Annotated in this window: 5 protein-coding genes and 1 pseudogene; 5 read left to right on the top strand and 1 reads right to left on the bottom strand. The window is 55.0% G+C overall.

Going from position 1 to position 16,519, the window contains the following annotated elements:
• Positions 1-1,148 (bottom strand): annotated as a pseudogene (locus CYQ09_RS01225) (hypothetical protein); the annotation flags it as partial.
• A 297-nt stretch (positions 1,149-1,445) separates the two neighbouring features.
• Here CYQ09_RS01225 and CYQ09_RS01220 point away from each other — a divergent pair.
• Genes CYQ09_RS01220 through CYQ09_RS01200 form a run of 5 tightly spaced genes read left to right on the top strand, consistent with a single transcriptional unit; the run spans position 1,446 to position 16,516 of the window.
• Positions 1,446-3,488: a hypothetical protein gene (locus CYQ09_RS01220; protein WP_106743602.1), complete on the top strand. Its 2,043-nt coding sequence runs from the start codon at positions 1,446-1,448 to the stop codon at positions 3,486-3,488.
• Positions 3,489-3,492: 4 nt separating this feature from the next.
• Positions 3,493-8,616 (top strand): DUF6603 domain-containing protein, encoded by a 5,124-nt coding sequence (locus CYQ09_RS01215; RefSeq protein WP_106743600.1) that lies wholly within the window; start codon positions 3,493-3,495, stop codon positions 8,614-8,616.
• 49 nt (positions 8,617-8,665) lie between these two features.
• Positions 8,666-10,390 carry a hypothetical protein gene (locus CYQ09_RS01210; protein WP_106743599.1) on the top strand — a complete coding sequence of 575 codons (1,725 nt, stop codon included), beginning with the start codon at positions 8,666-8,668 and terminating at the stop codon, positions 10,388-10,390.
• Positions 10,383-11,429, top strand: a complete 1,047-nt coding sequence (locus tag CYQ09_RS01205) for a hypothetical protein (protein WP_106743597.1) — start codon at positions 10,383-10,385, stop codon at positions 11,427-11,429. Before CYQ09_RS01210 ends, CYQ09_RS01205 begins: the two co-directional genes overlap by 8 nt.
• Positions 11,426-16,516 (top strand): hypothetical protein, encoded by a 5,091-nt coding sequence (locus CYQ09_RS01200; protein ID WP_106743595.1) that lies wholly within the window; start codon positions 11,426-11,428, stop codon positions 16,514-16,516. Before CYQ09_RS01205 ends, CYQ09_RS01200 begins: the two co-directional genes overlap by 4 nt.
• Positions 16,517-16,519: the final 3 nt, after the last annotated feature.

Raw genomic sequence — 16,519 nt, 5'->3', positions numbered from 1 at the left:
GCGTCGTTGTATGCGATTTCGATGCTGCCTTGTCCGCTGTACGTATAAGGGCCGGGGGGCGCCGAGCCGCCCGGCCCCCCCGGCCCGCCAGGACCTCCGCGTCCGCCTTGACCCACTGGTCCTTGAGTTTTCGCTGTACAGCCTGTGGGCGCATCCCCGGGTTGGCCGCCCGGTCCGCCGGGCCCGCCAGGGCCTCCGGTACCGCCGGTCTGTCCGTTGCCGCCACCGTAATTGACTGTGACGACCCCTGTCACCGCTCCGAAGTTGAGTGGGAATGGCGGGTTGATACTCGTGCCTGCGCCGCCTTTTGCACCTACAATACCTGTGCCGCCCGGATTCCCTTTGGCGCCATCACCTGGCGCCTTATCGCAAACATAAGGGCAAGTTCCGGTTGTGGATTGGTGGCTTTTGCCATTGGCCGCCTTGGCGGGCTGGGTACCATTTGTCCCTGGATCGCCTGTTGCTGCAACAGGCAAATCCGGCGGCACGAAATTGATATTGGGATTAACATGCAGACCGGAAGATGTCAGCGTAAGCGCCCGGTCGTCCTGAGCCTGCACCACAGTGGATTGGGCGAAAAACATCATCTGGGTGTGGCTGGCAAAGCAACCGACCCCTTCGATTACAAGCTGCCCGATATTGACCAGCACCGGCATAGCTCCGGCAAAGCGCAAAAGCGCACCGTCGCGGATCACCACACGTGGTGTGACAAACAGGCTTGTGGCAGTGGGAAACAGAACCTGATCAGCGATTTCAAGCAAAGCGCCGCCGCGGCCTGCGCCGTCTGCTACCACATCGCAAAGCGCGCTGTGCAACAGCATGCGCTGATCCGAAGACAGCGCATGTAACCCCTGATCAGCCGCCGCTGCCAGTGCATCAATCTGCGCCGTGTCCGGAACGACGTAGGAAGATTTCGGAGTGTGACCCTTACCACGATAGGCCAGCGCTGCGATATCGGCAAAATGCGCCACGCTTTCCAAAGTGGTTTGCGGGAGTACAACATCGGATGTGTCATCCGATGTAAGCGTCTTTGTCTGGCCCTGCGCGATCTCAAACTCATCAGGAACGGTTGAGTCGCGTAATGACAAACCAACTTTTGAGTTGATTTCTTCAAATCGTGTAACAGCCTCTAAGTCTAAAAATTGCATCTGTCTCTCGAAACACCAAAGGCGTCAAAAAATACTAGCCATAATGGTTTTCAATTGTTAGCGTTCAATTATTAATTGTAAAGCGTTTGATGATTAAATTGTATTAATTTTATAAATAATGTAGTTAAAACAATTGGTTGAATTGTTTCCCTTGAGGGATTCGGCGCTGGATCTATGGTTGGCTACATCAGGGCAAAATCAGAGATACAGCTGCAACTCAAGGTGGAATGAATGGAGGCCTGATGATTGAAATAGGCTGTATCGGGAATAAAATTTTATCCACAGGATGTGGTGAACATGAACTATTCTGACATATCGGCTCGTTTGGCGGATTTAGCTGTTACGCCTCCGGATTTGCTAAGAGCGGCATTATATATCAGCTACCTGACCGAGGCGCAGACCGCGCTTGTCACTACATTTGCCCAACCCACCGATCAGGGCGGTTTAGGGGCAGAGGCGTATGGCTTCGCCAGCGCTGCGTTACAAGCGGAAGATGTTTTGTCGATGTTAGCTGGCCTGTTGGACCGGCTGGTGCAGCCTGCCGTTCAGGGCCAGATGGCGAAGGGCTCCGCTCCGGCGCCGGACGGGTATGATAGTTATTTCGCGGCCAACATCCTGCCGACATCCGCAACAGGGTCGATTACTTCGGCGCAGTATCAAACCAATCTGGACACGTTTTTCGCCGCACAGCCGATTGTGAAATCCGCGCTGGACCTTGCGTCGACGCAGGTAGTGGCCAACATAAAAACCGCATGCACCCGGTTCTATGTCGATCGGGCCGCATTGCAGGCATTGTACGCAGATCAGTTCGACAGCATGTTTCACCTGCTGGGGATCAAACAGATCGTGCCTATGGGCGATATATTTGGCCACACAGGCCAACAAAATCTTGAGGTTGAGCTGGTGGTATCTGGCGCTCCGTCGGCGGGGTCGATGTTTGACCCAAATCGCTTTGGCAACACAATCTGGGTGACCTATGAGCCACGGGACGTTGAGATCGATTGTTTGATCTGTGGTGTATCCGAGGCGGTCAACCGCGCGACCAAGACCAGCTTTCAGCAAAATTCGCTGGCCGAAATTTTCAACAAAGCGGTGGCGGCCAATACTGACAAGGCATTGGCTGCGCAGTTACAACCATTGCCCGTGCAACTGATTTTGCCGCGCAACCCGTCGTCTCAGACTACGCAGCCGGTGGCGACGTCCTATGGGTACCGTCAAAGCCTGACAGCGCCGCCATTGACCGCCCAGCAACGTCAGCAAACATCGAGCCTGACGGCCAACGTGTTGATCCAGCCGGATGCGAATGTGACCACGATCGGCAGCGCGTTTTACCTGACGATGGGCGCCATATGTGCGGTAAGCAGCACGTTTTCTATCACCGGATTGTCGAGCAGCGCTATCGTGGCCTCGGCCTTTGTTCCTCATACACCGGACACCAGCGCGGCGCTTATTGCGTCGGTCGCGGGGCTGGAAGATACAGGTCTATTTTCGGCGCTACCGGGGCAGGGGGGCGTGGACGGATCGTATCAACCCGCGCAGGTTACGACGCTGAATGCAAATGGGTCAGAGTTAGAGACCCAAACTGTCAATCTGCGGACACCCAACAGATTGTGGACAGCGGATGCCACCGGCAACGCCAGTGTGCTGGGCCTGCCGGAAATGGCCACGTTTTTGGTGCAGGGCTTTGCCGCGAGCATGACCTTGTGGGAGTCGATTTACACTGGGGCTGATAAAAGCTCTGTAGATGCCTTTGTAACCCGCACGGCCAATGTGGCGGTGGCGGTGCCTGCGATTTCGCCTGCGTTGCTGGCCACGATGTATCAGGAAATTTTCGAGGACTTGCCGCGCGCGGGGTCTTCTTTGACCCTAGCTAAGGCTTGCGACACCACGGTCAGCAGCCATTTATCGGCTGCAGCGACGGCTTACAAAACAGCTAGCGACACCAATGCTGACCCGGCCTTTATCGCGCTGTCGCCTTTGCTGGCAGGCAAAGCGCTACAGACATTGCAAGTGCCAGAGCTGTATCACCAGATCGGTGGACAGGATGTTTTGGGACCGGATGGAACAGTGATCCCGGTGCCTGCATCGATCACGCTGTACCTTGATCCCCAACATCCCGGCAGCACAACGGTTCTGGATGTCAAAGGGGCCGCGGGTTTTCCAAATCGCGCGACTTATTTCGCGGACACGCCCAGCAGCGACCGCGTGATCACCCCCCAGGTCAAAACTCTGGGCACCCCTGCGGGTACCACCCGCACCAATGCGTTGAAAACGGATCTGTCAAAGGCCTTGGGTCTTGGGTCGGATTTCGCGCCTGCTTCTGTCGTCACGCTAGGGTAAAGCCATGAGCACGTTTCAGACCATCATCACCGCATTCAAGAAGTTTCCGACCAGTGGCAGCGACATTACGCTGACCCCACAGACGTTCAACTTGGCGTTTGTGGACAACGTGTTCAACTTTTTGCTGCAATCAACTTCGGTCAAGTTCACCTCGACCACAGTCATCATCGGTCAGGACAGCGCCACGCTGCAAGGGACAGCGGATGTTTTTGACTATACCGGGATTGTGGTCACCCTAACGTTTAAGCTGGACGGGGCGTCAGTCACTGCGACGATTTCGTGTGATCTGGGCGCGGGGGCGGCGGTGCATTTGCCTTTGTTGACATGGATCACGCTGGAAGATGTGGCGTTCTGGGGGACGATTACGGAAACCAGAGCGGTGGCCAAATTCCATTTTGGGGCCTCTTTGAAACTAGACACCGGCACAGCGGTGCCAGTGACCCTAGATTATCAAGGCGGCGGCGTGTGGTCGATGACCGTGGCAAGCGGCACCAACGAAACCCTGACCAGTGCGCAGGTGGTCACGTTGTTAGGCGGCAGCGCGTTGAATGAACTGTTGCCGGCGAAATTGGAAACTGCGCTGACATCTTTTGCCATGACCGGTTTAGAGGCAACGTTCAACGCCAAAACCGATGATTTAAGCTATTTCAACACCGGTTTTTCAGTGTCTGACGCTTGGCCGATCGCGCCCGGTGTGACCTTAGAGCCTGGCCTGGGCTTGTCGTTTACGATGACCGAAAAGCAGCAGGCTGCAAAAGGTGTCAAAGCCGCTGCCGCGACATCCGAAAAACACACTGAAGCTCAGATCAAGGGCACTTTGAAACTGGGTGGGACAGAGTTGCCGCTTAGATTGGATGCAACGATTGATGACGCGGCCATTTGGCAATTTGGCCTGCAACCGGGAAAAACCGCGACAGTCAACACATTTGCCGATCTGTTGTCTTTAGCAGGCGATACGAGTTTTGCCTCTAGCTTGCCCGCGGCGATTGCGACCTTGCCCAGTATCGACATCGACCGGCTGAATGTGGTGTTCGATTCCACGGCGGATGTGATCAAAGAGGTCAGTTTCAAGGTTCAGACCGCCCATGCTTGGACAGTGTTGCCGAACTATTTTGTCGTTGAACAGGTCAAGCTGGATTTTGACATCACCGATGCCAATGTGCCTGCAGACCGCAAGGTGATCGGAGAGGTCTATGGTGCGTTCAACATAGCCACCGCGCCATTGTTTTGCCGGATCAAGAACACTGCCAAGGATCAGGATTGGGTGATCGAAGCCGGGTTGCTACCGGATCAAAAGCTGAACCTGACCTGGGTTGCCAGTCAGTTGTTTGATGGGGTGATCGAGGTGCCGGACACCGCGCCCCAAATCGTGTTTTCCAAGGCCAACCTTACAGTGAAACCTAAGGACAAGACGTTTGAGCTATCGGCGGCTTCGACGGACGAATGGGTGTTGATCGACAACCATCTGAGCATCAAGTCGCTGTCGTTTGACTTGTCTCGCACGCCCAAGACATCGACCGCTTTGGCGCAGTCGAGCGAGTTTGATTACAAAGGCAATTTCGAAGGCAAGCTGGAGATTGGCGGCGTCACCGTAACCTTGAGCGCCGCGCTGAATGCCAAGGCCGATTCCGGGGTGGATTTCAAAGGCACCACCGACACGCATCCGATCCACTTTGGCACGTGGATCAGTGATTTCGCCAATCTGTTCGGGCAAGTTGACCTGCCCGATTGGTTGACCGGCATCACACTAAGCAATCTGGCGGTGACGTATAATACAAAATCCAAGAATTATACGTTCACAGTCACGCTGAAGGACACAGCCGAGCCGGGGTTAGCTGTGGTGTTGACTATCGGGTTGACCCACGAGGCTGCCAATACTTGGACACAAGTTATCTCAGCCGTTTTGACATATAGTGAAGACGGGGTTGACCTGAAATTCTCACTTACTTTCACGAACAGCACCGTGAAAGGTGTCAGCACCAAAACGACGCGTGCGGTTTGGTCGGGGAAGAACCCTCCGGGCTTGTCTGATTTTCTGGTGCTGCTGGGTAAGAAGCTAGATGTGGCATCCCAATTCCCGCAGGCGCTGAATTGGGACGCCACACTGTCAAAAATGATCGTGGATGCGACAGAGGCAACCGGCAAACCGACCAAAGTACATGCTGCGGGTCAATTTGACCTAGATGTCGGCGGAAATACAGATTGGAGCCTGTATTTCGCCTACACCAACGACACCACCTTTGACGCTGAGAAAAAAGACAAAACGGCAGTTACGGTGGCTGTCTGCGACGATGAGGCGGTCGCTGCGGCGCCCAAAACGCCTCTGCCTTATGTCTTTGGGGTGGCTTTGGGCGGGCCGATGGACGTGAGCAATCTGCCATTGGTCGGGTCGATCCCGGGAATTGAGCAATACAACATCGATAAGCTAGGGTTTTATTACACCAACGCGACCTTCCCGACCAAAAGTTCAAAACTGACGTTTTCATTGCCCGATCTGGCCAAGATCGAAGAGAAAAAGTCCAATTTCACCAAAGCAAAACTAAATGGGCCAAAATTCAACCTTTTGGCACTGTTTGCCAAAGATGAGGACAAGAGTTCCACCGACAGCGCAGTGATCGAAGCGGCGGCATTGTCAGGGGAAAGCTTCGGCAGCGACGATAGCGATGGCAGCATGAGCTTGGGCGCACCGACAGCGGCGCCTGCGCAGGGCACGCAATCGTTTGCCGCCGACCAAACGACCACCAGTGCGCCGATTGCGTGGCTGGATTTGAACAAGACCATCGGCCCTGTGTCCTTGGAAAAGGTCGGGCTAAGCTATTCCACCCCGCCCAAAGGGGAGGGCGGCGAACTGGGCGTGTTTGGCGTCTATTTTAATGGTGGTTTTACCCTTGCAGGATTGGATTTGTATCTAGATGGGTTAGGCATCACCTTCCCGCTTCCGAAACCCGGCGGCACAGTGAAAGACCCGATTTCCCAGATACATTTCCATCTGAACGGGCTGTTTATGAGCCTCGAAAAACCCAACCTGACAATCGCCGGAGGGTTTTTGAATCTTCCCGGTGACAGCCTGGACATGCTGGGACAATTGTCGGTCACAGCCGGGCCTTATGGCTTGGACGCTTACGGGGCGTTTTCCGGCGACCTTTCTGACCCGTCACTGTTTCTGTTTGTGCATCTGACGGCGCCGATTGGCGGGCCGCCCAGCTTCTTTATCGATGGTGTGTCGGGTGGATTTGGTGTCAACCGCGATTTTGTTTTGCCGACGATCGACCAATTGGCGGATTATCCGTTGCTCCCGTCGGGTAACAGCATTCCGTCTATGACAGAGCTTAGCGGTATCAGTGCGGCGCAGAAGCTGGAGAAAATGCAGACGGCGCTGCAAAATCTGGCGACGTTCTTTCCGCAGCGTAAAGGCCAGTATTGGTTTGCGGCCGGTCTGGATGTGACCACCTATGAGATGATCAAGACAACGGCGATATTGTCGGTGTCGATTGGCAACGACCTGCAACTGGCGGTTATCGGCAGTTCGGGCATGACCTTACCTGTGGATGTGGGCGGCGATCCGTTGGCCTATATTCAGATCAATTTCCTTGTCTCCTATTCCTCGGCCAACGATCGCATTTCGATATTAGGGGAGATCACGCCGTCGTCGTTCATCCTAACCAAAGACATCCGATTGGGTGGCGGGTTTGCGTTCTATGTCTGGACGGGCGGGCCGCATGCGGGCGATTTTGTTCTGACCATCGGCGGCTACAGCCCGTTTTACCAAAAACCTGCCCTGTACCCTGATGTGCCGCGACTGTCGCTTAAGGCAAAGATCGACATACTCACAATTGAGGGCGAAGGCTATTTCGCGCTGGTGCCCACGGCTTTGATGGCCGGGATCGACATCAAAGCCACAGCCGATCTGGGCCCGATTACCGCGTGGTTCCACGCCAGTGCCGATTTCCTGATTGGGTGGAAACCGTTTACCTATCAGGCCCATGTCGGGATTGTGCTTGGTGCGACATTTGCGTTGGATATCGGGTTTGTCACGATCAAGATGACCATCCATGTCGGTGTGGGTCTGGACGTCTGGGGCCCGGATTTTGGCGGACGTGCGGTTGTTGATCTGTCGATCATTTCCTTTGCAATTGACTTTGGCAGTTCGAAACAGGACGCTCCGACCCTGAATTGGGAGGAATTTATCAACTTCCTGCCCAGCAAGACTGAGAGCCAGACACCTACCCCCGTGATGCGCGCTGCGCCGATCAAGGCCTTTGCCTTGATGGAACCGGTGGCATTGAAGAATGCTGCACCTTTGGCTTCGGCTTCTAACAAAACGCTGGTATCGGTCGAGGTGAATAAGGGCAAATTGCCCCGCGATCAGGCTGCGGCAACGGCTTCGGGCGTGGAATTTATCGTGGATGCCAATCATTTTGTGATCCGCACCCAGTGCAGCGCCCCGTCAAATGTCATTAGCTACAATGCCGCGGACCTGTCCACGGATGAAACCTATTACCTGCGGCCAGGCAATCTGCGACAGCAGTTCAGGGACAACCCCAAACTGGTTGATCACCACCCCTACATCATCGACCCGGCTCCTGCGGCGAATGACCCAAGCTGGTTTGACGTGGTCATCGGCAGCCCGCCACAAAAACTGGACAAGCTGACCAGTACGTTGATTACGACGTTAAAAGACGAACACGGCAACTATAAAGAGGTCATGATCCGGTTGATCAAATCGGGTGTTTCCCCCGCGCTATGGGGATCGGAAAGCAACCCGGTTCCGGACGGGTCCAACACAATGACCGGCACGGTGGTCGGGGTTGAGTTTCTACCCAACCTCTATTTCCCCAGCCATACGTCTTATATCCAGTATTACTATTTGGTGTTTACGACCAATAATGTGTTTTTGGAACAAGACACAGCTCCGGTACTGGATCAGACACCGTTTTCCAACCCAACGACGATCCTTGAAGACATGGCGGATGGCAGTGCCTTTGCCACGACCCAGGCTACGCGCAGCGCGGCGGTTGATGCATTAAATACCCTAGGGTTCGCCCAACTGAATTTGGAAAATTCCGCTAAACTGAGCACTCAGAACTACGTGCAACCGGCTGAGCTGGTTCACATGACCGCTGCCTGAATACAGGACCCCATACGCCCCGCACCAGAACCGAAAAGCGACCAGATAGATGACCACAAAACAGACCATTGTGACCACAAATGAATCGCCCCTGTTTCAGGTTAGTGCTTCGTTTGTTCAACACAGCTTGCCGGGGTTGAGCGCGGGCAAATATACTGTCACAGCCCAGCAAAAGATCGACGATGACAAGGGCGCGTCGGTGACCAACGGGGCGTTGCCTGTTGTGTCGCATTCCTTCGGGGTGGAGGGGGAAAAATACACCCTGCCCACAAGGTTCATCCACAGCATCTATCCCGCCGCAGGGGCACAGGGTGAATTTTCGACGGCGCTGCCTCAGATCGTTTTGAAAAATGCGGTCAAGCTGCCGTGGATCCGCACGCCCTATTATCATCAAGAGCCACAGATCCATACGCACGCCTATCCTGCGACCAATCCCACCGGTAAATATGATGACGACAAGGCGAGTTGGCTGTTTATCATGGTGCTGAGCGCGTCAGATTTCGATGGCACGATGCCGCGCCAGATGGTGCAAAAAGGCACGGTTGCAGATCTGATACCCGACACAATGACGGTGCGGTCTTTGGGTAAAGCCGCCCCCGGAAAGATGCCCGCGACGAAAGGTTATTCCTCGTTTTCCTATGTGTTTGAAAGTGGGGAGACCCAACCGGCGGGGACAGAACTTGACCCCGGTGTCGGCTATGACGGCACGGATCCCATCAGCTTTATCGATATTCCTGTCGGGCTGTTCGCGAAACTGGCCCCGACGATGCAAGATTTGCGGATGATGTCCCATGTTCGGTCGGTCAGGATGGATAACAAGGCACTGGCTGACAGTGATGTGATCGACCCGGAGGGCGAATATGCCGTAATGATGGCCAACCGGCTTCCACAGTCTTTGCCGACATCGGCACTGGACAATCCAACACCTGGTGAAAACCCCAAAGGTGCCAATGCCGCGATGGTGGTATCGTTGGAATATCTGGAATGCGCGTTGCGTGGCTATGCGGATGCGAGCTATTTTAAATCCACCATTCAGGCCAATCCCAAGGGTTTTGTGCGGCTTGTGGTGCTGACCCAGTGGGAATTTACCTCTTATCAGGACACCAGTTTTGAATTTGTGACCCTGCTTGAGCATTTGAATAAGCGAGTGCCGGACGAGGATGATCCAGAAAGCACGCCATTGGACGATCCCTTGATGCGGTTGCCCAATCCGCCCAGCTATTCGCAACCGACGCCGGCTGAAAATACGGTTCAAACCATGCTAAGCCTTGGGTATGTGCCGATGAACCATCTGACCCGCGTACCAGATGTGACCGCCAATGGGGCCGAGCCAATCCAGACCGTGTCGTGGTATCGCGGACCTTTGGCACCGTTTGTCGTGCCTGCGGACGCAGACGGGCCTTTGGGGGGCAGCGTTCAGAATAGCACTGTGGCGCATATGGTCTATTCGGGGGATGCTTTGCTGAAATTCGACCCCGATGTCGGGCTCTACGACACGTCTTATGCGGCGGCATGGCAATTGGGGCGGTTGATGGCGCTAAACGACCAGAGTTTTTCGACGGCCTATTACCAATGGCAGCGCAGTCGCGTCTACAGCCTGCGCGCAGCCTATGAAATGGATAGTGTGACGCAGCCTTTCGCGCCACAGCGCGAAGTCTCCTTTGCGATTCACGAACTGACCAGAACCCGCAGTGGCCCTCCGACCCATACGCTGCTTCAATCCGCCGTCAGCAGCCTTGTGGTGGCGGCTCAGAAAGGAGGCGACAATGAGTGAGCATTCCGCGCGTCTGGCCGAACTGGCGCAGGCTACAGCCGCCGATCCCATGCCCGACGATTTAGCGAACTGGCTGACACATCTGGAAAATTTGGTGGGTGTCCCATTCAATTACCTGCTGCCTGACAGTAAGATGTTACCGCCCGAAACGCTGCGCCAATTCCATATTGATCCCAATTGGATCAATGCTCTGATCGACGGCGCCATGAGTATTGGACGACATTTCGAAAGCCAGAACGCTTTGGGGCTGGCGCAGCAGGCTGAACATGCCAACCTGTTGTCCGCGCGGTCGCAGACGGCTGAGATGAAACAGATGCTCCGCCAGACCCAGTTATCGCAAATCCCCAAACGCGAACTTCCCGCGCGCGCCTATGCCAAAATGCAAAAGATGTGCAGTACCCAAGGCGTCGCAACGCCTGTTGCGTTGGCTCAGGCGCCGGTGATGACGGGGTTTTTGTTGCGCTCCAAAGTGGTCAGAGGCTGGCCCAGCATGGATGTGGCAGGCTATCCTTCGGGGGCGTCACCTTATGACAATAACCTCAACTCCAAGGTCAAAGTTGTGCCTTTGGACATCGTGCGGTTGGTACAATTATCCGATGACGTGTTGTTTGGCATCTTTAAGGGTGAGCTGTTCGAACTGGTGTTCCACCAGCCTGCCGAAGCGATTCATTGCGGGTTTGATCAGATTAATCCAACGGCGTCGCCGCCGAATGTTATCAAAGACTTGCGGTATCCCACTGCCGGGTGGCAACAAGAAAAATCGCCTTATAACTCGCTTAGCCAAAAGCAGATGGACAACGCGTTTCACGACCCGTCTGAGCGGGTTTTGAACATGGCCGCGATCAGCGAATGGATGGCCACGACTTTGAAAAAAGACGGCACGGCGCCGGGGTATTATCAGGCCGCAGGGGCGGGCAATACCCCCCCGCCCGAGCCATATATCGACCATCTCGTTTCGTCTGATTTTGGGATGGAGATGGTGCAGGGCGTCGGCCTTGTCTCTTTCATCAACAAACAAGCACCGGCGGCCAAGTCATGACCATCATTATTCCCATCCATGTCGAAGCCCTTAGGGTCACGTCCAACACCTCGCAAGAGGCGAAGACAGCGCTGTATAAGTTTGACGAACTGGGCAAAGTTGCCAGCTCTGCGGGCAGCGGGATGATCGCTGCGGAGAACTTTTCTTCGTCTGTGACTAATCTGGGCACCCAACCGGGCATCCATCTGCACTGGTCTTTGCCGCGGGCCTATACCAAGGGCACGCAAAATCGTGACACTGGCGCCATCAGCTTTCCGGTTCTGCCAAACCGGTGGCTGGTCATCCGTATGCTGAAAAACGCCAAACCGGGTGCGGGAAAACCTGCAACCGATACTCGGCTTTGGATGTTGGAAAGCGATGCGCACACTGTTGCGTCGGGGGCGGCACCGGTGGGCGGCTCGCTCGCGCCATGGATGGACAATTCCAGCGATATTCAAGGCCTTAAAGGCAACCTGCTGGGTCGCAAGCTGCACATCACCGACACCTGGAGCGAGCCCAACACCGGGATGCAGACCCTTGCGGCCCGCGCGGGCAGCCAAGATCCCGGGTATCTGGGATCGCAGTTCCAGGCGCCCTATGGATCAGGCGAGACGTTCACCGCTTATTTGCCGAGTTCAGGTAATATTCTAGGGCTGTACGATCCTTTGGATGATTACTTCACCAAACCCAATCAGCTGACCACAGATGCCGAATTCAGCGCGTCTTATTTCGTGGTGGGCTGGGTCAGCGACACGGCTTCGGACATTTGCAATATCACGCTGAAACAAGCGCTCGCAGATTACGGGCAATTGCCATCCCGCGACAAACCCAGCCTCGAGGCGTATATTGAACAGATCATGACGACCGAGCTGAAATGGTCGCTGAGCGATTACGGCGGACTGACTGCTTCGGCGATCCCGACAACACAGGCCGTGATGAGCGGGCTTGTGGCCGACATCACATGGAAGATGTCATCAGGATCGGTTCTGACCTATCCCACCGGCACTCCGACGCAGCAAGGCATCAAGGTGAGCATTGGGTCGAACACTGCGGATGCGTTGTCAGCCTATCTCAATGGCACAGTGCTAGATCCGTTCTTTAATCCCAACGCGCCAGAAGTGGATCAAAAAACGGAATGGCTTTTGAACGCGTTGCAATTTGACCAATTGCCCAAGCTGGATTCAGGGGCCGCCGGGGTGGGACAGTTACAAGAGTTCTTGCATTCCTCGGGGTTCTCAAGCGCACCCGGAGGTTATGTTTGGGCGGTGCAGCAGGATAGGGACAGCACTCAATCTCAAGGGCAGGGCAACAACAACGAAGTGCCGTTACCGCCCTATCTGGGAAAAGTTCTGGCCGATCTGAACACCGCGCAGCGTGCGTTTGATCAAACGCGCGACAAAATCGCCAGTCAGCGGCGGCAGTTATTCCTCGACTGGTCCTATCATGCAGGGCAACTTCAGAGCAACGTGTTCGGCGGATCGGGGCAAAGCCTGACCAATGATGTGACCGGGTCTTTTGTTGTGGATGGGATACTGCATTACTTTCCGATGCTTTATGCGGCGGGCAATTACACTGACCTGACCCAGCCAACATCGGCTTATGTGCCGACTGCGGACAGTTTCAACATAGCCTTACCTGCGGCGGCCCATAGCAGCCTGCCCAGCGACATCGCATCCTATTCCTTTCTTTCTGCCTTTAATCCAACCGCCGGAGGGTTTGCGTCGGAACTGGTGAATTTGGCGATCAATGCGGAAGCAACGGCCCAAGAATTGGTGCCTTTGGGTCTTTCGAGCCTGCGTGAAACGGTTGATTTGCTGGAACTGGCACAAATTGTGCCCGCTGCGGCGCCGTCGGCACAAAGCCAGATCAGCACGCTGATAGACAATGCGATTGAAACCCTGACGGACGCTAGCAAAGCGTTGAAAAAAGCGGCGGAGTTTGCCGCTGATCTGACCAATCAGACCACAGGCGTAGAGGCGCTGTCGGCAGAAGTCACGCGCGACGCGGCGTCGATCAAAGCGTTGGTGACGGCGTTCAAAGGGTACACAACCGTCACAACCGTACCGACCCCCTTACCATTGCCGCCCGCCACAGCTTTCAAAGACACACTGCAACCGTCTGACGCGCAGACGCTGGCGCAATTTGCCAGCGGGTCGGCGGGTTTTCCGGGCGTCAAAGAGTTGCTGGACACCTATGGCGGGGCCGGGGGAAAACCGGCGTTTGTTTCTGACACCAGCCTTGCCGGGTATTATCTGGCCTGCGCGCATATCTATGTGATCCAATCCAGTGATCCGTGGAACATCACTGGCGCCTATTACATGCAATATTGCTTGCAAACGCTCATGCAGGCAGAGGAAAACTCGACCCAAATCGCATCCGATCTGACCGCCGCAGCTGCGAAACTGACGGGGGTGGACGTTGCAGCGGCGCTGGCCGCGCTAGAGACAATCGCATCACAAACACTGGCCAGCGTGCAAGCGGACTTGTCGGCTACGCCTGCGAACATCAGCGGTGCTTTGGCTTCTTTGAATGCGATGTTGGGGCAGGGTGCCACGGACCTTCCAGCCATTGCCGCGACCTTGTTGGGGCAGGACTGGCGGGACATTGGCACCGACATGCAGTCCGCCACAAAGCAGGTGTTGGACAGGCTTCCCGGTGCGCAACAAGTTAGCATCTACAACACCGCTTTGTATGACCGCATCAAAAGCCAGTTCGAATTGGTTGCTACCCCGGCCAATTCGTTTTCCGCGCCAAACGAACCTGTCATCCTGATGGGTCAGGACGAGAGCGGAGAGACGATTTTGAAACCGTTCACCCGCAATGGCAAAGCCGATATCATCCCCTGTCGGATGCCGTCAGAAATCGTTAACGCCACCCATCCACCGGATTATCCTGCGCAGATCAATTCAATCGGAACCAAAATCAAGCCAACCCAACGGGGGTTAAGCGCGGTGTTCCAAAGCCTCGCTCAAGAGGCGGTTTTGCTGACCCCGGAATTAGGCTCTCCGGTCACAGAAAACGACCTTGCCGCAGCAGCAAAAAGCAATGAAACGATCAAATTCGATGCTAACAGTCACGTGGCGCTGAACCCCGCGCCCACAGGGCTGACCGGCAAATTGCCGTACTACGTGGCGTATAACTGGCGCACTGACAACGATCCGTTTTTGCCTTTGTTTATCTGGTGGAACGCGACTTACACGTTTTCTGACAAATTCGACCTTGCGGCAGAAAACCTGCCTGCAGACTTTATGAAGCAGTTCAAATTGGGGTCATATGAGGTGGAAAACCATCTTACGGCGGCGTCAAAGGGGAACTTTACCGGAGGCAGCAACGGCGCGTACAGCTTTGATCTGCGCGGTGTGATCGCCATGTCTTCGAATGCGACCTACAGCCTGTGCGAACAGATTTCGAAATATTGCATGACCTATCTGGATTACGATCCCAAGCTCCCGCCGGACAAGAGCGCCTCTGACTACGACACCAAGGCTTTGTTCCACGGCGCATATACCGCCTACAAAAGTAAACGTATTCTAAGTCAGGGTCTGTCTGGGTTTAACCCGGCTTTGGTGCAACGTGTGCAGGAAATGCAATTGCCGGTGAATATCCCCACCAAGTGGACGTCAGGCACGTTGTCTACGGCTGATTTTTGGCCGACACAGTTTCTGCACGCACAATCTGCGGATTGGCCCGCGAATTGGAACGATCTGGCACCCAACCCTTTAGCGTTACAAAGCAACGCCGAATTTGTCGATTTCAACCCTTTGCGGGCGGGCAAATTGTCGATGCAAGCAATCCAGCTTGTTGATGTGTTTGGGCGCTATGTCAGCTTGACAGCACCCGAACCCACTTATGTGGCCGAAAGCATGTCGGACACCTTGGCCCCCAATGACGTCTATTTGCCGCCGCGCATCGTTCAGCCCGCGCGGGTGAATTTTGACTGGATCGGGGCGCAAACGTCTTTGTCTGCCAGACCGTTTGCAGAACCGGGAAATGCCATTCCCGCCGTGTCGCCCGTTTGCGGTTGGCTCTGGCCGAACCATCTGGACAATTCCGTGTCGCTTTATGACCATAACGGCCAGCATTTGGGGTCTTTGGGATTGCAGGGTACTCCCAACCCCGCGGACGGACCTTTGGTGCACTGGTTCCCGGTGCCCGGGAAGACAACAAGCGTCACGATCAGCAATCGTCAGGCGATGATGGATTACCTTCAGGCAGCCGGCGCGAACTCGGTGTTCACCTCCGTTTTGACCCAGTTCCTGTTTGGCGATGCCACCAAAGCCACGGCTACCCAGTTCAACACGTTCCTTGCTGTCTTGGAAAAATCCCAAAGCTTTGTGATCACCAAGGCGCTGCAAAACTCTGCGGATCTGAGTTTGTTTGTCGGGCGACCTTTGGTGGTGACACAAGCCGAAATCGGGGTCGAACTCAAAGGCAACATCGACCGCGCGTCCGATTACAGCACCTATCCTAAATGGAACGAAAACGGGCCGCAGTTCACGCTGACCAGTTCAGAATACATTCCTTATCATTTGGACAACTTTAATGACGCGGGCTTGCCGGATGTCACACTGCCAACTCGGGTTGGTACCGCGATGGTGAAATTGCCGAACCAAGACCGCTTTCCCTATTTTGACGATGGGTTGTCGGGGTATTTTGTCGATGGGGATTTCACCAAATTCTACACCCCAGTTGAGTTGACATCATCGGCAGGCATTGTTTCGCTGTCTGAGGATGACGCCGATTTTCCAGTCAAAATCACGCCGAACGGCAGGCCGTCGGTGATGACCTTTATCATGGACCCGCGCGCGGCAGTGCATGCGACCACAGGCGTTTTGCCGGTGTCGTCGGTCAAAATCCCTGAAGAACAATTCAATCGTGTGTTACGTGATATCGAAATCACGTTCCTGACGGCTCCGGTTTTGACCCGCACACCAGTGCCGGAGTTACCTATCCCGCCTCAGCCCGGCTTTGAATGGGAATGGGTGACAACCCTGACCCCACAAGGCAGCCATATTTCAGGGGCCCAAAACATGACCAACCCGACCTTTCCAGATACGCCGCAAAGTCTGGTGGATGGCTGGTTATTGATGAAACGCGCAGACGGGTAGGGT

This window comes from Yoonia maritima, from assembly GCF_002933395.1.
Taxonomy (GTDB): Bacteria; Pseudomonadota; Alphaproteobacteria; order Rhodobacterales; family Rhodobacteraceae; genus Yoonia; species Yoonia maritima_A.
Note: the sequence above shows the minus strand (reverse complement) of the source record. Positions and strands in the feature narration are given on the sequence as shown.

What these genes read in the sequence shown, in the direction of transcription:
- CYQ09_RS01220 (WP_106743602.1), top strand. Translation starts at nt 1,446, where the DNA reads ATGAACTATTCTGACATATCGGCTCGTTTGGCGGATTTAGCTGTTACG.
- CYQ09_RS01215 (WP_106743600.1), top strand. Translation starts at nt 3,493, where the DNA reads ATGAGCACGTTTCAGACCATCATCACCGCATTCAAGAAGTTTCCGACC.
- CYQ09_RS01210 (WP_106743599.1), top strand. Translation starts at nt 8,666, where the DNA reads ATGACCACAAAACAGACCATTGTGACCACAAATGAATCGCCCCTGTTT.
- CYQ09_RS01205 (WP_106743597.1), top strand. Translation starts at nt 10,383, where the DNA reads ATGAGTGAGCATTCCGCGCGTCTGGCCGAACTGGCGCAGGCTACAGCC.
- CYQ09_RS01200 (WP_106743595.1), top strand. Translation starts at nt 11,426, where the DNA reads ATGACCATCATTATTCCCATCCATGTCGAAGCCCTTAGGGTCACGTCC.